At 61.2% G+C, this 25301-nt stretch carries 21 protein-coding genes and 2 tRNA genes; 10 read left to right on the top strand and 13 right to left on the bottom strand.

The window, feature by feature from the left end; genetic code table 11:
- Nucleotides 1-52 precede the first annotated feature (52 nt).
- Together tsf and rpsB are read right to left on the bottom strand one after the other, a co-directional pair.
- On the bottom strand, nucleotides 53-946 hold the full coding sequence (gene tsf, locus AC2EBU_RS03975) for a translation elongation factor Ts (RefSeq protein WP_484609078.1): 894 nt from the start codon (nucleotides 944-946) through the stop codon (nucleotides 53-55).
- Between the two features lie 83 nt (nucleotides 947-1029).
- Complete coding sequence (gene rpsB / locus AC2EBU_RS03980) at nucleotides 1030-1779, bottom strand: 30S ribosomal protein S2 (protein ID WP_484609079.1); 750 nt, start codon at nucleotides 1777-1779, stop codon at nucleotides 1030-1032.
- A gap of 382 nt (nucleotides 1780-2161) precedes the next feature.
- On the opposite strand from rpsB, the gene AC2EBU_RS03985 reads away from it, so the two are divergent.
- Both AC2EBU_RS03985 and AC2EBU_RS03990 read left to right on the top strand, forming a co-directional pair.
- A complete protein-coding gene (locus tag AC2EBU_RS03985; RefSeq protein ID WP_484610112.1) occupies nucleotides 2162-3415 on the top strand; it encodes a D-amino acid dehydrogenase in 1254 nt (417 codons plus the stop codon).
- Nucleotides 3416-3447: 32 nt separating this feature from the next.
- Nucleotides 3448-4962, top strand: a complete 1515-nt coding sequence (locus AC2EBU_RS03990; RefSeq protein ID WP_484609080.1) for an NAD(P)H-hydrate dehydratase — start codon at nucleotides 3448-3450, stop codon at nucleotides 4960-4962.
- 29 nt (nucleotides 4963-4991) lie between these two features.
- Here the strand turns inward: AC2EBU_RS03990 and rnr are convergent, their stop codons facing one another.
- Entirely contained in the window at nucleotides 4992-7244 is a 2253-nt protein-coding gene (gene rnr, locus AC2EBU_RS03995; RefSeq protein ID WP_484609081.1) for a ribonuclease R, read from the bottom strand.
- Between the two features lie 56 nt (nucleotides 7245-7300).
- Here rnr and AC2EBU_RS04000 point away from each other — a divergent pair.
- Nucleotides 7301-7385 (top strand) — tRNA-Leu (locus tag AC2EBU_RS04000).
- A 68-nt stretch (nucleotides 7386-7453) separates the two neighbouring features.
- On the opposite strand, the gene rimO is transcribed toward AC2EBU_RS04000, so the two are convergent.
- The 5 genes from rimO to AC2EBU_RS04025 all read right to left on the bottom strand — a co-directional run bounded on the left by rimO (nucleotide 7454) and on the right by AC2EBU_RS04025 (nucleotide 12831).
- Nucleotides 7454-8860 (bottom strand): 30S ribosomal protein S12 methylthiotransferase RimO, encoded by a 1407-nt coding sequence (rimO, locus tag AC2EBU_RS04005; protein WP_484609082.1) that lies wholly within the window; start codon nucleotides 8858-8860, stop codon nucleotides 7454-7456.
- A gap of 33 nt (nucleotides 8861-8893) precedes the next feature.
- The gene (phaR, locus tag AC2EBU_RS04010) at nucleotides 8894-9427 is read right to left on the bottom strand and encodes a polyhydroxyalkanoate synthesis repressor PhaR (RefSeq protein ID WP_484609083.1); all 534 of its coding nucleotides are present in this window, start codon (nucleotides 9425-9427) and stop codon (nucleotides 8894-8896) included.
- Between the two features lie 138 nt (nucleotides 9428-9565).
- Nucleotides 9566-9642: transfer RNA gene (locus AC2EBU_RS04015), tRNA-Val, on the bottom strand.
- A gap of 60 nt (nucleotides 9643-9702) precedes the next feature.
- On the bottom strand, nucleotides 9703-11922 hold the full coding sequence (locus AC2EBU_RS04020) for a RelA/SpoT family protein (RefSeq protein ID WP_484609084.1): 2220 nt from the start codon (nucleotides 11920-11922) through the stop codon (nucleotides 9703-9705).
- Between the two features lie 6 nt (nucleotides 11923-11928).
- A complete protein-coding gene (locus AC2EBU_RS04025) occupies nucleotides 11929-12831 on the bottom strand; it encodes an alpha/beta fold hydrolase (RefSeq protein ID WP_484609085.1) in 903 nt (300 codons plus the stop codon).
- A 62-nt stretch (nucleotides 12832-12893) separates the two neighbouring features.
- Between AC2EBU_RS04025 and AC2EBU_RS04030 the strand changes: the two genes are divergently transcribed.
- Entirely contained in the window at nucleotides 12894-13664 is a 771-nt protein-coding gene (locus AC2EBU_RS04030) for a 3-hydroxybutyrate dehydrogenase (protein ID WP_484609086.1), read from the top strand.
- Between the two features lie 49 nt (nucleotides 13665-13713).
- Here AC2EBU_RS04030 and AC2EBU_RS04035 read toward each other — a convergent pair whose 3' ends face one another.
- Nucleotides 13714-14406: an SIMPL domain-containing protein gene (locus AC2EBU_RS04035; protein ID WP_484609087.1), complete on the bottom strand. Its 693-nt coding sequence runs from the start codon at nucleotides 14404-14406 to the stop codon at nucleotides 13714-13716.
- 98 nt (nucleotides 14407-14504) lie between these two features.
- On the bottom strand, nucleotides 14505-14786 hold the full coding sequence (locus AC2EBU_RS04040; RefSeq protein ID WP_484609088.1) for a hypothetical protein: 282 nt from the start codon (nucleotides 14784-14786) through the stop codon (nucleotides 14505-14507).
- 152 nt (nucleotides 14787-14938) lie between these two features.
- Here AC2EBU_RS04040 and ompR point away from each other — a divergent pair, with 152 nt between their 5' ends.
- Both ompR and AC2EBU_RS04050 read left to right on the top strand, forming a co-directional pair.
- A complete protein-coding gene (ompR, locus tag AC2EBU_RS04045) occupies nucleotides 14939-15667 on the top strand; it encodes an osmolarity response regulator transcription factor OmpR (protein WP_484609089.1) in 729 nt (242 codons plus the stop codon).
- A gap of 81 nt (nucleotides 15668-15748) precedes the next feature.
- Entirely contained in the window at nucleotides 15749-17116 is a 1368-nt protein-coding gene (locus AC2EBU_RS04050) for a sensor histidine kinase (protein ID WP_484610113.1), read from the top strand.
- Nucleotides 17117-17170: 54 nt separating this feature from the next.
- On the opposite strand, the gene ispF is transcribed toward AC2EBU_RS04050, so the two are convergent.
- Nucleotides 17171-17686, bottom strand: a complete 516-nt coding sequence (ispF, locus tag AC2EBU_RS04055) for a 2-C-methyl-D-erythritol 2,4-cyclodiphosphate synthase (protein WP_484609090.1) — start codon at nucleotides 17684-17686, stop codon at nucleotides 17171-17173.
- Complete coding sequence (gene ispD / locus AC2EBU_RS04060; RefSeq protein ID WP_484609091.1) at nucleotides 17683-18444, bottom strand: 2-C-methyl-D-erythritol 4-phosphate cytidylyltransferase; 762 nt, start codon at nucleotides 18442-18444, stop codon at nucleotides 17683-17685. The genes ispF and ispD overlap by 4 nt, the downstream gene beginning before the upstream one ends.
- A gap of 75 nt (nucleotides 18445-18519) precedes the next feature.
- Here ispD and mfd point away from each other — a divergent pair, with 75 nt between their 5' ends.
- The 4 genes from mfd (at nucleotide 18520) to AC2EBU_RS04080 (ending at nucleotide 23825) form a co-directional block, all read left to right on the top strand.
- Nucleotides 18520-22032 carry a transcription-repair coupling factor gene (gene mfd, locus AC2EBU_RS04065; RefSeq protein WP_484609092.1) on the top strand — a complete coding sequence of 1171 codons (3513 nt, stop codon included), beginning with the start codon at nucleotides 18520-18522 and terminating at the stop codon, nucleotides 22030-22032.
- Nucleotides 22033-22101: 69 nt separating this feature from the next.
- Nucleotides 22102-22494, top strand: a complete 393-nt coding sequence (locus tag AC2EBU_RS04070) for a VOC family protein (RefSeq protein WP_484609093.1) — start codon at nucleotides 22102-22104, stop codon at nucleotides 22492-22494.
- 42 nt (nucleotides 22495-22536) lie between these two features.
- Complete coding sequence (serB, locus tag AC2EBU_RS04075; RefSeq protein ID WP_484609094.1) at nucleotides 22537-23256, top strand: phosphoserine phosphatase SerB; 720 nt, start codon at nucleotides 22537-22539, stop codon at nucleotides 23254-23256.
- Nucleotides 23253-23825: a thioredoxin domain-containing protein gene (locus tag AC2EBU_RS04080; RefSeq protein ID WP_484609095.1), complete on the top strand. Its 573-nt coding sequence runs from the start codon at nucleotides 23253-23255 to the stop codon at nucleotides 23823-23825. Before serB ends, AC2EBU_RS04080 begins: the two co-directional genes overlap by 4 nt.
- A 27-nt stretch (nucleotides 23826-23852) precedes the next feature.
- Here the strand turns inward: AC2EBU_RS04080 and AC2EBU_RS04085 are convergent, their stop codons facing one another.
- Nucleotides 23853-25223, bottom strand: a complete 1371-nt coding sequence (locus tag AC2EBU_RS04085; RefSeq protein ID WP_484609096.1) for a TrpB-like pyridoxal phosphate-dependent enzyme — start codon at nucleotides 25221-25223, stop codon at nucleotides 23853-23855.
- Nucleotides 25224-25301 lie beyond the last annotated feature (78 nt).

Consider the following 25301-nt stretch of genomic DNA (forward strand, 5'->3'; position numbering starts at 1 on the left):
TCTCCGGCGCTGTTGAGATGTCTGGCCACGAATTCTCTTACCAGACGGCGATTTACGCCGAGCCCTTTGCCGCAGCAACTTGGGCTGCGACCTCGGCCGCGAAATCGTCGACCTTCTTTTCAATACCCTCGCCGACGACGTACAGGGTAAAGGCTGCGACGTTTGTCGAGGCGGACTTGAGCATCTGCTCGACCGTTTGCTTGTCGTTCTTTACAAAAGGCTGATTGAACAGTGAGACCTCTTTGAGGTACTTCTGCACGGAACCTTCGATCATTTTCGCAGCGATATCCGCGGGCTTACCCGATTCGGCGGCTTTTGCCGTGGCTACCGAACGCTCCCGCTCAATTAATTCGGCAGGCACATCGGCAGTGGAAATCGCGACGGGCTTCATGGCCGCAACATGCATTGCAACGTCCTTGGCAGCCACCTCATCTCCGGTATATTCAACAACAACGCCGATACGGGTTCCATGCAAGTAAGCGGCCAGTTGGGCGCCACTGTTGAATCGCTTGAAGCGCCGAAAACTCATGTTTTCGCCGATTTTCCCGATCAGACCTTTTCGAACATCTTCCAGCGTCGGACCAAAGCCGTCCTGAGAGTATGGCAAAGCACCGAGCGCAGCAATGTCAATAGGATCCTTTTCTGCGATCAGTTCGGCCGCTGCCCTGGCGAGCGAGAGAAAGCTGTCATTTTTCGTGACAAAGTCGGTTTCGCAATTCACCTCAATCATTGCACCGGTCGAGCCACGGATGCAAGACGCCACGACCCCTTCAGCGGTCACTCGGGAGGCGGCCTTGCCGGCTTTCGTCCCAAGTTTCACCCGTAACAATTCTTCGGCCTTGGCCATATCTCCGTCCGCCTCGGTGAGTGCCTTTTTGCACTCCATCATCGGTGCGTCAGTTTTCCCCCGAAGCTCAGCAACCATGCTCGCTGTAATTGCAGCCATTTCAATATCTCCTGATTAGACGATAAAAACCAGATTAAAAAAAAGGGGCAGATCTGCCCCTTTTTCCGAATTAGACCCCGGAATCAGGCGGCGGATTCCTCGACTTCAACAAATTCATCCCCACCCTCAGAGACAACCTTGACCACGTCGGAAACTGCGTTTTCCCGACCCTCAATGATGGCATCGGCAATTCCGCGAGCGTACAAAGTCACCGCCTTGGAAGAGTCGTCGTTACCGGGAATAAGATAATCGATACCTTCCGGAGAATGGTTCGAATCAACGACACCAATCAAGGGAATACCGAGTTTCCGAGCTTCGGCTACAGCAATCTTGTGGTACCCGACGTCAATGACAAAAATCGCGTCCGGAAGACTGTTCATATCCTGAATGCCGCCAATGTCACGCTCCAGTTTCTCCAACTCACGCTTGAACATGAGTTGCTCTTTTTTGCTCAGCGCGTCAAGGCCTGCTTCCTGCTGGGCCTTCATGTCCTTGAGCCGCTTGATCGATGTCTTGACCGTTTTGAAGTTGGTCAACATACCGCCAAGCCAACGCTGGTCGACAAAGGGAACGCCAGCACGCCGGGCCTCGCCGGCAACAATTTCGCGCGCCTGCCGTTTGGTGCCAACCATCAGAATGGTGCCCCGGTTAGCAGCCAGCTGGCGAGCGAACTTGGCCGCCTCCTGAAACATAGGAAGCGACTTTTCCAGATTGATGATATGAATCTTGTTGCGATGGCCAAAAATATAGGGGGCCATCTTAGGGTTCCAGAAGCGCGTCTGATGTCCAAAATGGACACCTGCTTCCAGCATCTCACGCATGCTGATCGACATAAAAACTCCGAAGGTTTGGTCTGAGCGCCAACTCACAGATTTCGAGTCCACACGCTACCGGGTCGGGCCGAAGCCAGAGCATCGATAACGGATCGGTCGAAACACCTTTGAGGGAGTTGGGCCGCGATTGCTAGCTAACTTGCAGTTGCTCCCTGCATCGTGCCAGCTTAGCCTTAAGAGTATACCACGCTGGCCGGCTCTCCCCCTATTGGCGAATACGGGCCTGAGCAATCGCACCCGCAAAACAACGCACAAGACAGGGAAAAACTTTTCGTGCGTACCCGAAAGAGCGTCATACGCAGGATCTTTGCACGCCAAGGCCTATACTGACCGCGACACTGATCTTGCACGTCACCGCTTTGCGACCGTGCCCGCTTTAACCATGAGAGTTGCAATTGTCGGCGCTGGCATCATTGGCGTCACTACCGCTTACGAAATTTCGTCAGATGGCCATGAGGTCACTGTTTTTGAGCGACGCGCCAATGCAGGTGAAGAAACCAGCTTCGCCAATGCGGGTGTTATATCGCCCGGGTACGTCGCCCCATGGGCCGCCCCGGGAATGTCCACGAAGGTGCTCAAGCAGATGCTCGGTCTGCACGCATCCGTCCGACTTAGCCTGCCCCTGACTTTCGCGGATTTCAATTGGATGTGGCGTTGGTGGCGGGCCTGCGACCCTGACACTTTCCGCGCGAATCGGAAGCGAATGCAACGACTTGCCTTCTACAGCCGGCAGCGACTCGCGACTCTCCGGCGAGAGCTTGATCTGGATTTCGAAGGTTCAAAGGGATACATGGTCGTTCTTCGCACTGACCAGGATCGGCATCTCATCGAACCCGGTCTCGCCATACTTCGCGAATCCGGCGTGCGGTTCAACGACCTTGACATGGCGGAAGCGCGCGCCATTGAGCCAGCCTTGAATCCAGATTTGAGTTTCGCCGGTGGCATACACCTTCCCGACGACGAGATTGGAAATTGTCGCCAGTTCACACTACTCCTCAAATCCGCGGCCACTCATGCTGGGGTGAAATTCCGGTTCGGCACAACGGTTTGCTCTGTCACTCCCGGTGACCATCCCTCCTTGAAAGTTCACGGTCAGTCCAATAGCGAGAGTTTCGATGCGATCATCCTGTGTGCGGGAGTTGCGAGTGCAGATCTTCTGCGCGATATCGGGATCGCTATTCCTCTTGTTCCGGTTTACGGCTACTCCATCAGCGCCCCTGTCCGCGAGCCACTCAACGCGCCCAAATCGGCAATCATGGATGAACGCTTCAAAGTCGCAATCAGCCGACTGGGAAATCGGGTACGCGTGGCTGGCAGCGCTGAGTTGGGAGGTGAGTTTGGAAAATTTCGCAAAGAATCGATCCGGACGCTTTATAAGGTGCTTCTCGACTGGTTCCCTGGCGCGGCTGTAACCACTCAAGGCGTGCAGCAGTGGAAGGGCGCGCGCCCCATGCTCCCCGAAGGCCCCCCCGTGCTCGGAAGGAGCCCTCGTCCCGGCATCTGGCTGAACCTAGGTCACGGTTCAAGTGGCTGGGCAATGGCATGCGGATGCGCGAGAGTTCTGGCAGACGAAATCCTTGGCAGGAAACCTGAACTGGACTTGGAAGGCCTCCGTGTCGACCGATATTTGCGCTGATCGAGGTGGCTCCACGTCTGAATGGCACTTCAATGATCCGCTACAAACCCGGTGATGCGCTCCCCCTGTCTCTGGTATCCACAACCCGAGAAACGGAACGCGCCGCCTCGGGAATTCTCCCGTCCCACGAATTGATGAAGCGAGCAGGACTCGCGGTTGCGCAACTCGCCCGGGCCATCTCCCCCCACGCTCAGACCATCTGGATCGCCTGCGGGCCGGGGAACAATGGCGGCGACGGTCTCGAAGCCGCACGTGTCCTGCGACGGTCTGGTATCGAAGCCGTTGTCACCCTGGCAGGAGATCCGGCAAAACGACCTGCCGACGCGGGGCAATCGCTATGTGAGGCAATGCGGGAGGGCGTGCGAATCAGCGATTCACCGCCAACCGTGCTGACTGATGAGGATATCTGCATTGACGCACTTCTGGGTATTGGAGCCAAACACGCACCCAAAGGGGTTATCGCAGATTGGCTTCGGGTCATGAAGGCCAGCCCGGCCGCCATTTTGGCTGTAGACGTACCAACCGGTTTGGATGCTGACACCGGATATCTACATCAGGGTCAAAGCTCCTTGACAACAGCGAGTGGTGGTCTCCATGGCCTAGTTCAATCGCGACACCATACGCTGGCGCTGCTGACATTGAAACCCGGGCTTTTCATGGGATGCGGACGAGATGCCGCCGGAACGATTTGGTTCGACGATCTTGGCATAAGTGACGCCTACCGCCCGCGAGTCGATGCACGGCTGAACCCCGAGCCAGCCTATCGAGATCGCCCCCATCACAGCCACAAGGGCTCGTTCGGAATGGTTGCCGTTTTGGGTGGAGAGAGCATTCAGCATCGCGGACAAGGGATGACTGGAGCCGCGTTACTTGCGGCAAGGGCAGCATTGTGTGGAGGAGCAGGACGCGTTTTGGTAGGACTGCTGGACGACGCACCAATGACCGTTGATACAAACCTACCCGAATTGATGTTCCGTGCGACGACCGCAATTCCATGGGGCGAAAGCACAACCGTGTGCGGCTGCGGCGGCGGAGAGAGGATTCGCCCTTGGCTGCCGATCCTCTTTCGCGATGTACAGAGACTGGTCCTTGATGCCGACGCGCTCAATGCACTGGCACATGACCCATCACTTCAAACGATGCTGGCGCAAAGAGCATCGCGCCGTGATTGCGCAACGGTGATTACTCCACATCCTTTAGAGGCAGCACGGCTCCTGGGATGCGATGTGAACGAAATACAGCGGGACCGACTTAGAGCGGCGTGGCAATTGGGCGAACGACTAGGCTGCACAGTCGTCTTGAAAGGTTCAGGAACCGTGATTGCCAAGCCTGATCGACCCCCTACTATCAATCCCACCGGGAATGGAAGGCTCGCAACTGCCGGAACAGGCGATGTTCTCGCCGGCTTGATTGGAGCGCGCTTGTCCGGCGGTTTAAGCGAGTACGACGCAGCCTGCCAAGCCGTTTATCAGCATGGCATGGTTGCCGACAGATGGGCGCGGCTTGAACCATTGACAGCCATGGCTTTGGCACAAGCCATGAGCTGAACTAGACTGAGTCAAGGCCCCACATTCCATCATCGCCTGGGAGGCGCGCGCCGGGTAGCAGCACTCGCCTTGCCGGGTTGGCGGGCCTTTCGCTGACCCTGAGCTCTGCCCATGGCGGATTCGCGACTACGAACGCTACGAACCCTATCGTTCGCTTCATTGATCCGTGAGGTATTTTCTTGATTTTGTTTACGGGGAGAACCTTCCCCTTCGGAGAGATCGCGGGCAATTCGCCTGGGGGTAAGTTCTGGGTCATCGACCATCCGAAAGTCAACCTTTCGGCCATCCAGATCAACCCTGCTGACTTGTACCCGCAACCTGCTGCCGATAACGAATCGCATTCCGGACCGCTCGCCGCGAAGTTCCTGACGGACATCATCGAAGCGAAAATATTCGCCACCCAATTCCGAAATGTGGATCAGTCCTTCAACGAAGAGGTCGTCCAGAGTGACGAAGAGGCCGAATGACGTCACCGCAGTCACCACACCGCCATACTCTTCGCCCAAGTGCTCCCTCATGTATTTGCACTTCAGCCAAGCCTCGACGTCGCGGCTGGCTTCGTCCGCTCGGCGTTCATTTGCACTGCAGTGCAGGCCTGCAGCCTGCCAGGCGATGTCATCTTTACTCCCAGACGGTGATTCGCGACGCTCACCTTCTTTTCCTTGAGCAACTGCGTTTCGGGGTAGTCGGCGCGCGAGCTTGAATTGAGCCTCACCCGGAACGGGCAACTCGGGCAACTCATAGCGTCGACCCCGAAGTACAGCCTTGATAACCCGGTGAACAAGCAGGTCAGGATAGCGACGAATCGGGCTTGTGAAGTGGGTATAGGCTTCGTAGGCCAAACCGAAATGCCCGCTGTTGACGGGGGTGTAGATGGCCTGCTGCATCGACCGAAGCAACATCGAGTGAATCTGCTGGGCGTCAGGCCTACCCTTCGTTTCATCCGCGATACGCTGGAAGTCTCGTGGCTGGGGATCCGCCGACATGGATAAACCAATTCCCAGAGCCTTGAGGTAATTGCGCAGAGTTTCCCGCTTTTCGGCTGTCGGGCCTTCATGTACTCTGAAAAGCCCGGGATGGTTCATGTCTCGGATGAAGTCCGCACTGCACACATTGGCAGCCAACATCGCCTCCTCAATCAAGCGATGCGCTTCATTACGAATCCTCGGCACGATTTTTTCGATCCGACCACTTTCGTCACAAACGATCTGAGTCTCGGTCGTTTCAAAGTCGACCGCACCGCGTTGTTTTCTTGACGTCAAAAGCGCCCGGTATACATCATGCAAATGAAGCAATGCCGCCACCAAATCCGCACGCTTGTTGGCTTCCGGGCCCCGGGTATTGGCGAGGATGGCAGCAACCTCGGTGTAAGTGAAGCGCGCATGACTGAACATGACAGCAGGATAAAACTGATAGGCGGCAATCTCGCCCTTCGTTGAAATCAGCATGTCACAGACCATGCAGAGACGGCGGACGCCCGGATTCAGGGAGCACAAGCCGTTGGACAGCTTTTCCGGGAGCATTGGAATCACGCGACGAGGAAAGTAGACGCTAGTTGCCCGCTCGTAGGCATCAATGTCGATCGCCGACCCTGTTTCGACATAGTGGCTTACGTCTGCGATCGCAACGATCAGGCGCCAACCCTTTCCACGCCCAACCTTGGCAGGTTCACAATAGACTGCGTCATCAAAATCGCGCGCGTCTTCTCCATCAATCGTTACCAGAGGCACATCGGACAAATCGATCCGATCAAGCTGATCCGAGGCCTCGACCGCGTCCGGCAATGCTCTTGCCTGCGCAAGACAAGCTTCGCTAAACTCATGCGGGACGCCATACTTGCGGACTGCGATGGCGATTTCCATGCCGGGGTCATCAATCTCTCCCAGTATTTCTTTCACTCGCCCGACCGGCTGTCCGAAAAGGGCAGGAGGTTCAGTCAGCTCTACGACAACCACCACTCCCGTCTTTGCGCCCCCGGTACCCCCCCTCGGGATGAGAACGTCCTGTCCATACCGCTTGTCTTCGGGAGCAACAAGCCAGATTCCGCCTTCGTTTAGGAGACGCCCGATGATTGGAAGCTTCGGGCGTTCGATGATTTCAACCACCCTGCCTTCCGGGCGTCCGCGTCGATCATGCCGCACGATACGAACCTTGACGCGGTCCTGATGGAGCACTGCCCTCATCTCGTTCGGGGCCAGATAGATATCCCCTGCGCCATCGTCTCGGATCACGAAGCCGTGCCCATCCCGATGGCCCTGCACGGTCCCTTCAATTTCTTCCATGGAGCAATTCAATTGGTTAGTTTTTCTGTTGTACAATCTTCCCTTGTTCCTGAGATGCCCAGGTGGCGGAATTGGTAGACGCACTAGTTTCAGGTACTAGCGCTGAGAGGCGTGGGGGTTCGAGTCCCTTCCTGGGCACCACAAGTGAAATGCGACCGAAAGCCGCTGACGAGTCTGCGGCTTTTTTCATTGGCGTCTGCTGCACGCGATCAGGTGGGTAAAGCAATCAGATCATGTCCTTGCGTGTCCACAATTCTGGCACGGGTGAACTCTCCGACGCGGTAGGTCTTGCTGATTTTCTCGGATGGGAGCAACTTCACCCGTCCATCAATCTCTGGCGCATCCGCATAAGTACGCCCCTCGCCGCCTCTGCGCCCCTGAGCCGCAGCAGCGTCGACAATGACCTGCATCGTTGAACCAATCCTGCTTTTCAGCTTCGCGACGGATACGGCTTCCGCCACCTCCATGAATCGGGCCAATCGCTGCTCGCGCACATCAACGGGCAACTGCTCCGGGATCGAATTGGCAGCAGCACCGTCCACTGGGCTGTAGGCAAAACACCCGGCCCTGTCAAGCTGTGCTTCGCGAACGAAATCCAGCAGATGCTGGAACTCGGCTTCTGATTCACCAGGAAAACCGGCTATGAAAGTACTCCGCAAAACCAGCTGGGGACACATCTCACGCCATCGAAGAATGCGCTCGAGATTTCTCTCTCCGCTGGCCGGACGTTTCATCCTGCGCAGAACATCCGGATGGCTATGTTGAAACGGGACATCCAGATAAGGGAGGATCCGCCCGGTCGACATCAGAGGAAGCAGTTCGTCGACATGCGGATAAGGATAGACATAGTGCAAGCGAACCCAGGCGCCATAGTGTTCTGCGATTTCTCCTAAATGACTGGCCAATTCGGTGATGCGGGTACGAACCGGGCGTCCATTCCAGAAGCCAATCCGAAACTGCACATCAACGCCATAGGCCGAGGTATCCTGGCTGACAATCAGCAACTCTTTCACGCCGCCTTCAAACAACGCCTGCGCTTCATTTAGGACGTCACCGACCGGTCTGCTGACCAGATTACCCCTCATCGAGGGAATGATGCAAAAAGTGCACCGATGATTGCATCCTTCACTGATCTTCAGATACGCATAGTGGCGGGGGGTCAGTTTTACCCCTGCGTTTCCGACACGGCCGGGAATCAGGTCGACAAGCGGATCATGCGGTTTAGGTAAATGCTGGTGAACCGCATTCATTACATCCTGCGTCGCATGGGGCCCCGTTACCGCCAGAACACTCGGATGCAGTTGCCGGACCATATTGGCCCCATCCCGATCAGTCTTTGCGCCCAGGCAACCCGTAACGATCACCTTCCCGTTCCTTGCAATGGCTTCGCCGATGGCGTCCAGGCTTTCCTTGACTGCGTCGTCGATGAATCCGCAAGTATTCACAATGACGAGATCGGCTCCTTCGAACGTCTTCGACGTCTGATACCCCTCCGCGCTGAGCTGGGTCAGAATAAGCTCCGAATCTGTCAAAGCCTTCGGACAGCCGAGGCTGACAAAACCTACGCGCGGAGAATGTCCCGACGCTGAATTCACAACATTCAATAGATCAGGCATAAATAACGAGCCTTCGAACGATCGGGCTCCACGTTACCTCTTTCGGCCAAACGCACCCAGCATCTGTTCGGTTTGCTTTTGCATCTGCTCTTGCATCTGCAAGAACAGATTCTTCGATTGGTCGACGTAACTACCCATCATGTTCTGGATCACCGGCGACTGCAGGTTGATCAACTGCGCCCACCCCTCCGGTGTCAATCCTTTCGACTGCTCAGACATCTTGGCCTGAATATCCATGAACGTTTGCACATTCTTCTCGAGGTAAGTCCCCATGAATCCTTGCATGGCGTTCCCATAGAAACGAATGATATTGGCGAGCACCGCCTCGGACAGGATTGGCGCACCACCGGCCTCTTCTTCAAGAATGATCTGCAGAAGAATACTGCGGGTAATGTCATCGCCACTTTTCGCGTCAACCACACGAAAAGCCTCATTTGACATGACAAGTTGACGTACCTCAGCAAGGGTAATGTACGACGAGGTATCCGTATCGTAGAGGCGCCGATTGGGATATTTCTTAATCACCCGCCAGGCCTCGCCGCCCGGTGCAGCCGCTGAATTGGGCACGACATTTCTCCTCTGGTTGGGTCACTTGCAGACTGCATAAGGCAGTCATTTTTTGCAGCGCAGCAGATTTTAGGTGCTTCGTACCTGCTGCCCCACAAGGATTACCCTTGGTGGGGTTGAACCAGAAGGAATTGGAATTGGTAGGCGCGATTGGACTCGAACCAACGACCCCCACCATGTCAAGGTGGTGCTCTAACCAGCTGAGCTACGCGCCTGAGTTTGTCCGAGACCTCGATTATAGCACGACTTCAGGCTCACCCGTCGCAACTTTGGAACTAGCGGCGCCTGGCAGACTTCACGGCGGGAACATCACGAACCTGCCCAAGTACCTTGCTCAAACGGGACGAGTCAGCCAATTCAATTGTAAAAGTCATCCAGGCAATACCTTTGACGGATTGAGTTTGAACGCCGATCACATTCATCCGTTCCCTGGCGAAGACTTCGGAAATGTCGCGCAACAGGCCTTGACGGTCCCACGCTTCAATTGCCACATCAACTGGAAAGACGGCGGCATCGCGGCCTTTGGACACCTCCCACGCGACTTGGATGACCCGGTCGGCTGACCTCATCGACAGTTGGCGAAAATTGGCGCAATCGCTACGGTGAATGCTGACACCTTTGCCCCTGGTTACGTAGCCGACGATCCGGTCAGGAGGTGCCGGGCGACAGCAGCGCGCCAGCTGAGTGAGAAGTGAATCAATCCCAACGACCAAAACGCCACCACTACCATCCTGCGTGCGGCTGCGCGCGGGCTTAAGCAGCGACGCCTCGTCTACCGTTGGCGACGGTTCGGTGGGTCGCAAGAAAAGCTCGATGTTACGAAGCGAATACTCGTCTTTGCCGACCACCTCGAACAAATCATCGGATGACTTGAAACCCAACTGGGTCGCGAGACTGTCGAGGCGAAGGGCTGTGCGTCCTTCGCGCTGCAGCAGCTTTTCAACCGCTTCACGTCCGCGCGCAACGGTATCCTGCACTGCGCGGGCGTTGAACCAGGCACGTACTTTCGCGCGTGCGCGGTTGCTGACGAGGTAGCCCAGCTCTAGGTTCAACCAGTCCCGCGACGGTCCTCCATCTTTCGTCGAAACGACCTCGACCATTTGTCCGTTGGACAATGCGGTGTTAAGCGGGACCAGTGCTCCGTCCACCCGCGCACCGCGGCATCTGTGACCCAGATCGGTGTGGACGGAATAGGCGAAATCGACGGGAGTTGCGCCTCGGGGCAGTTCAACGACGGCAGCGGCGGGTGTCAGTACGTAGATGCGATCCTCAAAGAGGCCTTGGCTCGCACCAGTCCCTGACAGGTCACGCTCCCATGCAAGCAACTGGCGCAGCACGGCAATCCGCGCGTCATAGTCGCCGCTTGCCGAAACACCCGCATAGCCTTTCGAGCCGGCCTCTTTGTAAGCCCAGTGCGCGGCAACCCCATGTTCAGCATGCTCGTGCATCTCACGGGTGCGGATTTGTATTTCGATTGCCCGGCCGGCACTGTCCCGAACGACGGTATGCAATGACCGATACCCGTTCGTCTTCGGCCTGGCAATGTAGTCATCGAACTCCTCTTGGACGGGCACGAACACTTCGTGAATCCAAGCCAATGCTGTGTAGCAATCCGCCAGTGAGGCGACGATAACCCGCAAGGCGCGCAGGTCATACACCTGCTCAAACCCCAAGGACTTTCCGCGCATCTTGCGGACGATGCTGTAGATGTGCTTTGGGCGCCCCTGGACCTCACACGCAATGCCTCGGAGCCGCAATTCCCGTTCAAACTGCTGGCGCAGACTTGCCATGTAGGCTTCACGCTCGATCCGTTTCTCATCGAGGAGTCGGGCAACGGATCGGTAGGTTTCTGGCTCCAGAAAGCGAAACGCAAGGTCTTCCAGTTCCCATTTGATCTGCCAGATGCCCAGCCGGTTTGCCAGCGGCGCGAAGATGCTCAGCGTTTCCGTTGCCATGGACTCCGGAACGGCTTGGCGACTTACCGCATACCACCGAAGCGTTTGCAACCGAGATGCCAACCGAAGCAGCACCACCCGCAAATCGCGGCTGAACGCCAAAAGCATTTTGCGGACGGTTTCCACCTGAACTTTCGGGTCGGTGACCCGTTGAACCGGTGTTTCGGCAGCGCGTGAAAGGCGTTGTACCTTGACCAGGCGGGATGTCTCGACGGCCAGTCGGGCATACGCCTCGCCGAATGCCTGACCGATCACCTCTTCGGGGCGATTGAGGTGCTCGCTGGCATAGACAAGGTAGCTCGCCGCCTGCATCGCCGGTGATCCACCCAGCGCGCGCAATATGTCCGCCACGGCATCGGCGTGGGAGAGCATTTCCTCGCCGGTGTCGAGCAATCGCCCGGTCAGAAGCGGTTGCGAGAACTGGCGGGCCTTGAGGACCGAGTCGTCATCGCCGGGAATCGGGGTAGAGGTCGCCGCAATCAACCGTGGAACCTGGGCCCACGCAGCATTGCCATCGGTCTGGTTGCTGAAAGTGCTCACCCGAAATCACCGTTGCAAAAAGCGAACAACTTGCCCGACCTGATCGGCGGCCACCAAGGTTGGCGCGTGCCCGACGCCCTCGAATTCAATGCACCGTGCCCGCGGACCGCGTTGGCCCATCTGAACGGCCGTCGCGCGGGACAAAAGGTCCGACACCGCGCCACGCAACAGAAGGGTGTCAGCCTGGATCGCGTCATACGCCATCCACAATGCCGCCTCGCCAGCTTGTGCCTGCTGGGGTGTCAAGGCCCGAAACGGCACGGCAATCGCCGGGTCGTAGTGCAACACCCAGTCCCCCTGCTCGGTGAGACGTACCATGTGCCGGCACAACTCCCGCCATTGCTCCGGGTTATGGGGGCCAAACGACTGCGAAATGTCCCACAATGCGTGTGATGCATGTTCGAGGTCAGTAAAACGGTCGGGCCGCCCGAGGTAGGCACCGATCCGGGCCAGCGCCTGCCATTCGATGACAGGACCGACGTCATTGAGCACCAGGCGCCGAACGGGAACTGGCAGCGGCAAATCCGGCGTGCCGCAGATCCCCATGCCAATCAGCCCGCCCATGCTCGTTCCGACCCAATCAAGCACCCGAACCGGCGCGCGCGCCTGCAAGGCGCCCAGCATCGTAAGCAGGTCGGAAACATACTGCGGAATCTGGTAGCCGGCCGGATCAGACAACCAATCGCTGCGGCCTCTTCCCACAACATCCGGACAGACTACGCGAACCGGTTCTGAAGCGGCGGCAACCAGATTGCGAGCCAGAACATCGAAATCCCGCCCCTGGCGCGCCAGACCGTGTACGCAGACAACGACCGAGGGTGCATGGGGATCTCCCCATTCCCACCAGACCATCCGATGACCACCCGATGGGTCGTTGCAGAAAACATGGTTCAGGACGGGTTCGGACATAACGCACAGGAACAGGTTCGATAATCGGTGCATTCAATCGTAAATCATCAGGAGTTCACACCATGCTCAAAGGCAAAACCGCCCTCGTCACCGGTTCCACCAGCGGAATCGGCCTTGGCATCGCCAAGGCGCTCGCCCGGCAAGGGGCCAACATCGTGCTCAACGGCTTCGGTGATTCCGAGGGGCCAACCAGCGAAATCGCCGCGTTGGGCGTTCAGGTCGCCTTCCACGGAGCGGACATGAGCAAACCGGCGGAAATTGCGGACATGATGGCCTTTGCTGCCAGCCGTTTCGGGCGTGTCGACATCCTGGTCAACAACGCCGGCATTCAGCATGTCGCACGCATCGAAAGCTTCCCGGTCGAGCGCTGGGACGCGATCATCGCTATCAACCTCAGCAGCGCGTTCCACGCCACCCGGCTCGCGCTTCCTGCCATGCGCGAGGCCAATTGGGGCCGCATCATCAACGTTGCCTCAGTGCACGGGCTGGTGGCGTCGGCCGAAAAGTCCGCCTATGTCGCCGCCAAACACGGTGTGGTCGGGTTGACCAAAGTCACGGCGCTGGAGACCGCACCCACGGGGGTGACCTGCAACGCCATCTGTCCGGGCTGGGTTCTGACCCCGCTGGTCCAGAAGCAAGTGGATGCCAGAGCCGCCGCGCTGGGCGTCTCCAACGAGGAAGCAAAACGCGTGCTGCTGGGAGAAAAAGAGCCATCCATGCAGTTCACCACCCCCGAGGAGCTGGGTGAACTGGCCGTCTTCTTCTGCTCGCCAGCAGGTGCCAACGTCCGCGGTGTGGCGTGGAACATGGACGGCGGCTGGACCGCCCAATAAGCCCAAAGAGTTGTCCCCGGCGTGCACCGGAGTGCCAGTGCACGCCCGGTCAGCGCATCTGCACCGTGCCCGAGACGGTGACCGTCACGGCAATGCGCCCGGCTTCGATCGGAACGGCCGCTTCGGCCATGGGCGCGGCTGCGGCCATCGCCATGGTCCGCAGACGCGGATAGGGAGCGGGCTCCTGGCCGCTCACCTGCAGCTCGCGCAGACCGTAGCCGGAAAACCCAAAAGCACGACTGACATCCTCAGCGCGGGATTTGAAGCGATTGATCGCAGAGGTCTGGGCCTCTGTCTCGGCCTGCCGGCGAAGATCTCTGCTGAGTCCATGCTGGATCGAGACGACGGAAAGCCCGCCAAGCTTGCCCGCAAGCGCGGCAATGGCAGGCCCGTCGCGCCCTTCGAGAACCAGCTCCGCCTGCCCTTGCCAACCGGAGATCTTGCCGTCCCTGCCGTGTCGCGGATAGATGCCGAAACTGCCTGTCCGCACGTCCAACCGCCCCTTTTCGACCGCTTTTCGGGCCTCTGACAAGGCCGAGTCCAATGCAGCCTTCACTTGCGCCTGGACGGTTGCCGCGTCGGCGCCTTCGCGAGTGACATTGAGCACGATGGTTGTCAGGTCAGGCAACACGTCCACGGTGGCGGACGCACTGAGCTGGACCACGTTTTGCACCATTACGGCGGAATGCGCTTGCGCCAGCGCAGTGCCCGGGAAAATCCCCAGTCCGAGACATGCCGCCACGAGACAACTCCTGGCCGGCGAGAGTACGCGATGGGCCATCAAAAACCTCCGAAAATTACGAAGACCGCGAAATGCCCAAACGCCGACGCGCCCGCCGGTCACCGGGACCCAGCCGGGCTGGCCAAGGACTGCTCGCGCAAGGTCTGGCGCAGGCGCGCACGCTCGGCATCCCCCAGCTGAAACGACGTCCCGCCCGCAGGGGCCGGCGCCGACACCTTGCCCACCGTGCGGACAGGACCGACAGACTGCCGCAATTCGACCCGTCGCTGGGCCGATACGCCCGACTCCAGGACTTTTGGTTCCGGCTCGGGCGCCGCCATAACGGATGCGGCGAACAAGCCGAAGGCCAACAGGACGGCAGGGGACGACGGACGGGCCATAAGAACTACAACGGATGGAGAGCAAGTATGGATGAACCACCGGATACTCCCTTCAGGCAAAGTTGTAACAGTGTGAAAAGGTACTCAAAATGTTCACATTCCGCAGCGGCCCAGTCGCAGAATTCGGACTGTTACAACTGAGGAGTTTCCCGATGTCCACAAGCGCGCGCCCCGACAAGCTGCTGGTCGTCGACGACGACGCGCGTATTCGCGACCTGCTGCGCCGCTACCTCGCCCAGGAGGGGTTCGACGTCGTGGTTGCCGATGATGGCAAAGCGCTGACCCGCATCCTGCTGCGCGAAAGTGTCGACCTGATCGTGCTGGACCTGATGTTGCCCGGTGAGGACGGACTTTCGATCTGCCGGCGGCTGCGGGCTGCGGGTGACCGGACACCCATCATCATGCTGACTGCGAAAGGCGAAGACGTGGACCGCATCGTCGGCCTGGAAGTCGGCGCTGACGACTACCTGGGAAAACCGTTCAACCCCCGCGAGCTTCTGGCCAGAATCCATGCCGTTCTGCGACGCCGCCCCGCCCACGAAGCCCCCGGTGCGCCGTCGACCGACAACGAAATCATCCACTTCGGTGCCTTCGTGTTCGACCTCGCCGCTCGAAGCTTGCAGCGCAGCGGCGAGAACATTCCGCTGACCACCGGCGAATTTGCGATGCTCAAGGCGCTCGTCCGCAATGCTCGTCAGCCCCTCTCGCGCGAAAAGCTCGCGCAGCTTGCGCGAGGCCGCGAGTTCGAGCCGTTTGACCGCAGCCTTGATGTGCAGGTTTCGCGGTTGCGCAAGCTCATCGAAAGCGACCCTGCCAACCCGCGCCACATCCAGACGGTTTGGGGGGTCGGATATGTCTTTGTCCCCGATGGCACACCCTGATTGTGATCACACCTGGCGGCCCCCGAGCGGCCGCTCGCCCACGTGATCCGCCAAGCGGGGCGATCGCCCGACGCTGCAACCATTGAGGCCGACGTCGCGGAAGGCGCTGCCGGGCCAGAACGGCGGGCCCCGATGACGCTCAGCCTTTTCTGGCGGACGTTTGTACTGCTGGTCCTGTTTCTCGCCGGCAGTACGGTGGCCTGGATCCAGACATTCCGGGCACTCGAACACGAGCCCCGTGCCATCCTGACAGCCCAACAGATCGCGACCCTGGTCAACCTCAGCCGCGCGGCGCTGGTCCATTCCGATGCGATCGCGCGTCTGTCGCTGATCAAGACGCTGGCCGAACAGGAGGCGGTGCGCATCGTGCCGCGTGAACCGCCTGACATCGTCGAACTCGGCGGTTTCGCCACGCTCGATGCGCTGGTGCAAGACGAACTCGCCCGACGTCTGGGGGGCGGAACCACGATTGCCAGTCGGGTCAACGGTGAAGCAGGCCTGTGGGTGGCGTTCACGATCGAGGGCGATGCCTATTGGTTACGCACCGACCCGGAGCGGCTGCGGCCGGTCAGTGGCCGGACCTGGCTGATCTGGCTGGTCGTCGCCGCGGCTTTGTCGCTGGTCGGCGCGGCGGCCATTGCGCGGCTCATCAACCGGCCACTCAAGCAGCTGTCGTTTGCGGCCAGCCGGGTCCGCGAGGGCGATTTCGATGCCAGCCGATTGGACGAACTGTCCAAAACAGAAGAGATTCGCGAGGTCAACATCGGTTTCAACCGCATGGCCCAGCAGTTGGCCAAGATCGAACAGGACCGCGCTGTGATGCTGGCGGGCATCTCGCACGATCTGCGCACACCCCTGGCACGTATGCGCCTGGAGACGGAAATGAGTGTCACCGACCCGGTGGCGCGCGACCATATGGCAGCCGACATCGCGCAGCTGGACGCCATCATCGACAAGTTTCTCGACTATGCGCGGCCCGACCAGGTTCGGCTGCAGCCGGTGAACCTGGACACGGTGGTCGAAGCCAGTACCTATCCCTTCCTCAGTTCCGACGACATCCGGATCACGGTCGACATCCCGCCCGGACTGATCGTTCTGGGCGACGAGGTGGAACTCATCCGGGTCCTGTCGAACCTGCTGGAAAATGCCCGCCGCTACGGAAAAACCCCGGAGACCGGGGTTGCCGCCGTCGAGCTGGCAGCACGTTCACGCAACGAATGGGTGGCTGTTCGGGTGCGAGATCAGGGTCTGGGCGTGGCGCCCGACGTGCTGGGGCGCCTGACCAAACCGTTCTTTCGGGGCGACGCAGCCCGCACTGCCGCATCGGGCGCCGGGCTGGGGCTGGCGATTGTGGAGAAAACCGTGCAGCGCATGGGTGGCAGCCTGAGTCTGTCCAATGGCAGTGCCGGCGGGTTTGTCGCCCTCGTCCGGCTCAAAAAAGCCACCTGAGCCGGATTTTCAGGTGTTTTAGCCAGATACCCATCGTAAAAAGGTCACTTTTAGCTATCTAAATAATAGCACAACCGACCGGGCTTCAATCGCCTGTCCCTGACCCACCGGCCCCAGTTTCTCGGCGGTTTTGGCCTTGACATTGACCTGCGTGCCATCCAGTCCCAGCACCTGCGCGATGCGCGCGCACATGGCGGGAATGTGCGTTGCCAGACGCGGCGCCTGAGCAACCACCGTGCTGTCGACATTGCCAATGTGCCACCCCGCCGCCGCGACGCGCCGGGCGGCCTCGGCCAGCAGCTGTGCAGAATCGGCGCCGCGAAAGCGGGCGTCGGAATCGGGAAAATGGCGCCCGATGTCGCCCAGACCGGCCGCACCCAGCAAGGCGTCGGTGATGGCGTGCAGCAGGACGTCGGCGTCGGAGTGACCCAGCAGCCCGCAGGGGTGAGGAATGTCCACACCGCCGATCACCAGGCGCCGTCCGGGCACCAGGGCATGGACGTCCCAGCCCTCCCCGATGCGAAACGGCGGCAGCGCCACGGGCGCGTCAACAATGGGGGCGGTATTCATGGTCGGCTTCGGAGGATGGCGTCGGCGAGGGCAAAGTCCTCGGGATAGGTGACCTTGAAATTCTGCGCGCTGCCGGGCACGAGCAGCGGCCGCAGCCCGGTGGCTTCGATGGCGCTGGCTTCGTCGGTAATGCCGGCGAAACCCTGCTGCGCGGCGTCCGCCAGCGCCGCTTGCAGCGTGCCGAGTCGAAACATCTGTGGTGTCTGGGCCAGCCATTTGTCCCCGCGGTCCACCGTGGCGGCCACCCGACCACCCTGCTCTACCTTCAGTGTGTCGGGCAGCTTGAGGGCCAGCAACCCCCCCACGGCATCGTTATGGCAGGCGTCGATCAGCGCATTGATCTGCATCGGCGTGATGAGGCAGCGCGCCGCGTCGTGCACCAGCACCCAGTCATGCGGCCAAGCGCCCTGGGCGAGCAGATGGTTCACGCCGTTGAACACACTGGCAGCCCGGCTGGTGCCGCCGCAGTCGGCGACCTCCACCCGGGCGCTGTCCACAGGCAGGAAATTGTCACCCGGCGCCACCACCACCAGAACACGGCACAACCGCATCACCGCGGCGAAGGCCTGCAACGTATGCACAACCAGCGGCCGGCCGGCGACCAGTTCGTACTGTTTTGGCCCGACAGTGCCCGCCCGCGAGCCGCTGCCCGCACAGGGCAGCAAGGCGAAACAACGGGCGTCGGCGGAGGGCGTGGAAAACGATCCGCCATCGGACGACGCGGAAGAGAGGTTATCGGAGCGGAGGGTGACGGTCATGGCGTACCCCATTCTAAAATCCCGGCCTTCGCACCCCCCGGCACGATGCCGGGGGGTGCTTGTCATTGGTGCCCCATGGAACTGCCCAAACTCAATCCCGGCAAACGCTTCACGCTGCCGCGCCCGACCGGCTCCGCCGACGCCTTATTGCTGGCCCAACTGGCCGAGCGCGACAGAACGGCCGGTCGCCTGACCGCCATCGTCACCGCCGACGCCACCGACGCACAGCGCCTGATCGACGAAATCGCCTTTTTTGCCCCCACGCTGCGCTGCGCCCTGTTCCCGGACTGGGAAACCCTGCCCTACGACACCTTCTCTCCGCACCAGGACTTGATCAGCGAGCGCCTGGCCACGCTGTGGCGCATCCAGCAGCGCGACAAGGACACCGGCGCCGACGTGGTGTTCGTACCCGCCACCACCGCGCTGGTCCGGCTGGCACCGCCGGCCTTCCTGGCCGGCTACACCTTTCACTTCAAGGTCAAGCAAAAGCTCGACGAGGCCAAACTCAAGGGCCAGCTCACCCTGGCCGGCTACAGCCATGTGACGCAGGTGGTGAGCCCCGGCGAGTACGCGGTCCGCGGCGGCCTGATCGACCTGTTTCCGATGGGCAGCCCGGTGCCCTACCGGGTGGACCTGTTCGACGACGAAATCGACAGCATCCGGACTTTCGACCCCGACAGCCAGCGCAGCCTCTACCCGGTGCCGGAGGTGCGGCTGCTGCCGGGCCGCGAGTTTCCGATGGACGAAGCGGCCCGCGCCCGCTTTCGCAGCCGATGGCGCGAGATGCTGGAGGGCGACCCGACCCGCAGCCGCATCTACAAGGACATGGGCAACGGGGTGGCGACCGCCGGTATCGAGTACTACCTGCCACTGTTCTTCGACGACACCGCCACCGTTTTCGATTATCTGGGCGCCGACGCAACCGTTGTTTTCCACGGCGATCTGGAGCCCGCCTTCCAGCGCTTCTGGCAAGACACCCGTGACCGCCATCGCATGGTGCAGGGTGACGCCGAGCGGCCAGTGCTGCCGCCTGACGCCTTGTTCCTCAGCGCCGAGCAGTTCTACACCCAGGCCAACGCCCACGCCCAGCTGGCGATCAAGTCCGCTCGGGCTGAGCCTGCCGAAGCCCTTGTGAGCCCTTCGGCGGGCTCAGGGCGAACGGAGTTTGTGGAGATTGAACGGTTGCCAGACCTGACCGTCCTCCGCGGCGCCGAGGAACCCCTGTCTCGTTTGCAGACCCACCTGCGCAATACCGCCCACCGCATGTTGCTGCTGGCCGAGAGCGACGGGCGGCGCGAAAGCCTGCTGGATTTCCTCCGCGCCAGCGGACTGAACCCGCCAGTTTTCGACTCGCTGGCCGAGTTCCAGGGAAGCGATGAAAAGGTCGGCATCGCCACCGCCGCGTTGTCCACCGGTTTTGCCTGGATAGAAGCGGGCATCGACTTCGTCACAGAAACCGAGCTGTTTGCGGCCGGCCCGACCACGCGGCGGCGCAAGAAGCAGGAACAGGTCAGCGATGTGGATGCGCTGATCAAGGATCTGGCCGAGCTCAACGTCGGCGATCCTGTGGTCCACAACGCGCATGGCATCGGCCGCTACAGGGGTCTGGTCAATCTGGACATGGGCGACAGAAATCCCGACGGTACGCCGGCCCTGCAGGAGTTTTTGCACCTGGAATATGCCGACAAGGCGGTTTTATATGTTCCGGTCAGCCAGTTGCAACTGATTGGTCGCTACACGGGTGTCAGTGCCGACGAGGCACCACTGCACCGTTTGGGCTCCGGCCAATGGGAAAAGGCCAAACGCAAAGCGGCCGAGCAGGTGCGCGATACGGCCGCCGAGTTGCTCAACATCTACGCCCGACGTGCCGCCCGCGAAGGCCACGCTTTCCGTTACAGCCCCCAGGACTACGAGCAGTTCGCCAATGACTTCGGCTTTGAGGAGACAGCGGACCAGAACGCTGCGATCCACGCCGTCATCCAGGACATGATCAGCCCGCGCCCGATGGACCGCCTGGTCTGCGGCGACGTGGGCTTTGGCAAGACCGAAGTCGCCCTGCGCGCCGCCTTTGTCGCGGTGACCGGCGGCAAACAAGTCGCCTTTCTGGCGCCCACCACCCTGCTGGCCGAACAGCACTATCAGACCCTGGTCGACCGATTCTCCCGCTGGCCGGTGAAGGTAGCGGAGATGAGCCGCTTTCGTACCCAAAAGGAAATCACGGCCGCCATGAAAGGCATTGCCGACGGCAGTGTGGACATCGTCGTCGGCACCCACAAGCTGCTTTCCGAGAAAACCCACTTCAAGAACCTGGGCTTGCTGATCATCGACGAGGAGCACCGCTTTGGCGTGCGCCACAAGGAACAGATGAAAGCCCTGCGCGCCGAGGTGGACGTGCTGACGCTCACCGCCACGCCCATCCCCCGCACGCTGGGAATGGCGCTGGAGGGCCTGCGCGACCTGTCGGTCATTGCGACCGCGCCGCAACGCCGCCTGGCGATCAAGACCTTTGTGCGCAACGAAGGCCACGGCGTGATCCGCGAAGCGGTGCTGCGCGAATTAAAGCGCGGCGGGCAGGTGTATTTCCTCCATAACGAGGTGGAAACCATCGAAAACCGGCGCCAGAAGCTCGAAGAAATCCTGCCCGAGGCGCGCATTGCCGTCGCCCATGGCCAGATGCCCGAGCGCGAACTGGAGCGGGTGATGCGCGACTTTGTGGCGCAGCGCAGCAACCTGCTGCTGTGCTCGACCATCATCGAGACCGGCATCGACGTGCCCACGGCCAACACTATCGTCATGAGCCGCGCCGACAAGTTCGGCCTGGCCCAGCTGCACCAGTTGCGCGGCCGTGTGGGCCGCAGCCACCACCAGGCTTACGCCTACCTGATGGTCCCCGACATTGAAGGCCTGACCAAGCAAGCGCAGCAGCGCCTGGACGCGATTCAGGCCATGGAGGAACTAGGTAGCGGCTTCTACCTGGCGATGCACGACCTGGAAATCCGCGGCGCCGGCGAGGTGCTGGGCGAAAGCCAGAGCGGCAACATGCTGGAAGTGGGCTTCCAGCTCTACAACGAAATGCTGGCCGAGGCGGTGCGGTGTCTGAAAAACGGCAAAGAGCCCGACCTGCTGGCGCCCCTGAGTGTCACCACCGACATCAACCTGCACGCCCCCGCCCTGCTGCCCGACGACTACTGCGGCGATGTGCATCTGCGCCTGTCGTTCTACAAGAAACTGGCCACGGCCAGAACCACCGAGCAGGTCGACAGTCTGCTGGAGGAAATCGTCGACCGGTTCGGCAAATTGCCGCCGCCGACTCAGACGCTGATCGACGTCCACCGGCTGCGGGTGCTGAGCCAGCCCTACGGCGTGGTCAAGGTGGATGCGGCGCCCGGCGTGATCCACATCACGTTCAGGCCGAACCCACCGGTGGATTCGATGCGCATCATCGAGCTGATCCAGAAAAACCGCCACATCAAGCTGGTGGGCAATGAAAAGCTGCGCATCGAAAAGGCCTTGAGCGAACCCAAGGCCCGGGCACAGATGGTGCGCGACGTGCTGCGCTCACTGGGGCAACCGGTAGCGGCGGGCTGAGCGGCGCGGCGGGAGGTGCCACAATCCGCGGCACCCACAACCACCCATTTTTCTGACCGGAGACCCCGAATGTTCAGCCACATCATGCTCGGCACCAACGACATCGACCGCGCACAGCGCTTTTACGACGCCGTGCTCGGCGTGCTGGGGGCGGGCGCGCCAATGCGCAACCAGAACAAGACCGGGCAGACCCGCCTGTTCTACCGCCACGACGGCGGCACGTTCTGTCTCAGTGAGCCCATCGACGGCGAGCCCGCCACTGTGGCCAATGGCGGCACCGTGGGCTTCAAGTGCACGTCGCCCGAGCAAGTGCAGCGCTTTCACGATGTGGCGGTGGCCCACGGCGGCCGCTCAATCGAAGAACCGCCAGGCCTGCGTGAGGGAAAAATGGGCGCGCTCTACCTGGCCTACGTGCGCGACCCGGACGGCCACAAGCTCTGCGCGTTGTACCGGCCCCAATAAGCCCCGAGGCAGCCGCCCGGGTGCGGCTCGATAATACGCGGCATGACTTCCCGCATTGAATACGCCCCCGGTCTCGTGATTCAGGGCTTCACCCCGCCGCTTCGCCTGCGCGATTTCAAGCTGATCGCGTTCGACATGGATTCGACCCTCATCAACATCGAATGCGTGGACGAAATTGCCGACGCCGCCGGCCGCAAGGCCGAGGTGGCCGCCATCACCGAAGCCGCCATGCGGGGCGAAATCACCGACTACAAGGACAGCCTGCGCCGACGCGTGGCGCTGCTCGAAGGCGTGACCGAAGGCCACCTGGCCCACGTCTACCGCTCGCGGCTGCGGCTGAACCCCGGCGCGGCCGAGCTGGTGCTGGCCTGCAAGGCGGCGGGGCTCAAGGTGCTGCTGGTCAGTGGCGGCTTCACGTATTTTGCCGAGCGGCTGCGCGACCGCCTGGCGCTGGACTTTGCCCGCAGCAACCAGCTTGAAATCGTGGACAGCCGCCTCACCGGCCGCCTGCTCGATCAAAGCTGGGGCGACATCTGCGACGGCGCGATGAAAAAAGAGACCCTGCTGCGCACCTGCAGCCTGATCGGTTGTGACCCCTCCCAGGCCATTGCCATGGGCGATGGCGCCAATGACCTGGAGATGATGGGCGTGGCCGGCCTGTCCGTGGCCTACCGTGCCAAACCCAGGGTACGGGCCCAGGCCAAGGTGGCCATCGACACGGGTGGACTGGACCGGCTGCTGGACCTGTTCCAGGGCCCATGAGTGCCCCAGCATCTCTCGGGGGATGGATCGCAGAGGCTGCACGGTTCGGCAGACGGCACGTGGGCACGCTCGCGCTGTTTGCCACGGTGTTCCTGGCGGTGCAGATCTGGCAGATTCGGAATGTGGATTCGGGCCCATTGCCCGCGGCCGCTCTGGACGCCCCGCTGCCGGTGCTGTCACCGGACGGCAGCCAGCGCACCAGCAGCCTGCGCCACGAGATCGCCACGCTGCAGGCGCGCTACCCCGGTCGCAACATCGGGCTGTACATCTGGGCGGACTGGTGCCCGATCTGCTCGACCATCCGTGGCACGGTCGACGGTGTCGCGCAGGACCATCCGGTGCTCACCGTGGCGATGCAGTCGGGCGCACCGGACAAGGTGGCACGTCACCTCGCAGCCAAAGGCGTCGCCTGGCACACCATGGTGGATTCCGGCTCGGTGATTCCCGGTGCCCTGGGTTTCGGCAGCGTGCCCGCGTTTGCGGTGATCACACCCCAGGGCAGCCTGCGCTGGCCGACCCTGGGGCTGAGCAGTGGCTGGGGACTGCGCCTGCGGCTCTTGCTGGCCTGACACGCGCACCCCCGCCGGGTTCGGCTCTCAGGCGCCTTCAGGCACGCTGGGCAGGCCCGACAAGGCCATGGCGAGTTCCTTCTCGTCGTACTGCTCGTCCTTCAGCTCGCCGGCAAAGTACTTCTGGTAGGCCGTCATGTCGAAGTGGCCGTGGCCGCAGAGGTTGAACAGGATGGTCTCGCTCTTGCCCTCGCGCTTGCAGCGCAGGGCTTCCTCGATGGCGCCCTTGACGGCGTGATTGGCCTCGGGCGCGGGCACGATGCCTTCGGCGCGCGCAAACTGCACGCCAGCCTCGAAGCACTGGCCCTGGGTGTACGCCACGGCCTCCATCAGGCCCAGTTCCTTTAGGTGCGACACCAGTGGCGCCATGCCGTGGTAGCGCAGCCCCCCGGCGTGGAAGCCCGGCGGCGTGAAGGTGCTGCCCAGCGTGTGCATCTTGGTCAGCGGCGTCATGTGGCCGGTGTCGCCGAAGTCATACGCATACTTGCCACGCGTGAGCGAGGGGCAAGCCGCCGGCTCCACCGCGACGATGCGCGGCTTGGCGCCACCGCGCAGGCCGTGGCCGATGAAGGGGAAGGCGATGCCGGCAAAGTTCGATCCGCCGCCGGTGCAGCCCACCACCACATCGGGCCACACATCGGCCATCTGCAGCTGCTCCATGGCCTCCAGGCCGATGATGGTCTGGTGCAGCAGCACGTGGTTCAGCACCGAGCCCAGCGCGTACTTGGTGTCCTCGCGCTGCACGGCCAGCTCCACCGCTTCGGAGATGGCAATGCCCAGGCTGCCCGGATGGTCGGGGCGTTCGGCCAGCACGCTGCGGCCGTACTGCGTTTCGTTGCTGGGTGACGGCAGGCAGCGCGCGCCATAGGTTTCCATCACGGCGCGGCGGTAGGGCTTCTGGTCATACGACACCCGCACCTGGAACACCAGCACTTCGAGCCCGAAAATCTGGCCGGCGAAGGACAGCGAGGTGCCCCACTGCCCTGCCCCCGTCTCGGTGGTCAGCCGCTTGGTGCCCGCGGCGGCGTTGTAGAAAGCCTGCGGCACGGCGGTGTTGGGCTTGTGGCTGCCGGCCGGGCTGACGCCTTCGTACTTGTAGAAGATCTTGGCCGGGGTGCCCAGCGCCTTTTCCAGCCGGTGGGCGCGGTACAGCGGCGCGGGGCGCCAGAGCTGGTAGATGTCGCGCACGGGCTCGGGGATTTCGATCTCGCGCTCGGTGCTGACCTCCTGCAGGATCAGCTCCATCGGGAACAGCGGCGCCAGATCGGCCGGACCCACCGGCTGCATGGTGCCGGGGTGCAGCACCGGCGGCAGGGCCTTGGGCAGATCGGCCTGAATGTTGTACCAGAACTTGGGCATCTGGCTTTCCTGAAGCAGGAACTTGGTCTGCATGCTCATCGGCGCTTTCTCCTCTTGGAACGGTGGAAACATCTTTTGGATCCGGGCCCCGCCGTACCGGGCGGCCGGCCGGACCCC

The organism is Curvibacter sp. T50, from assembly GCF_057219955.1.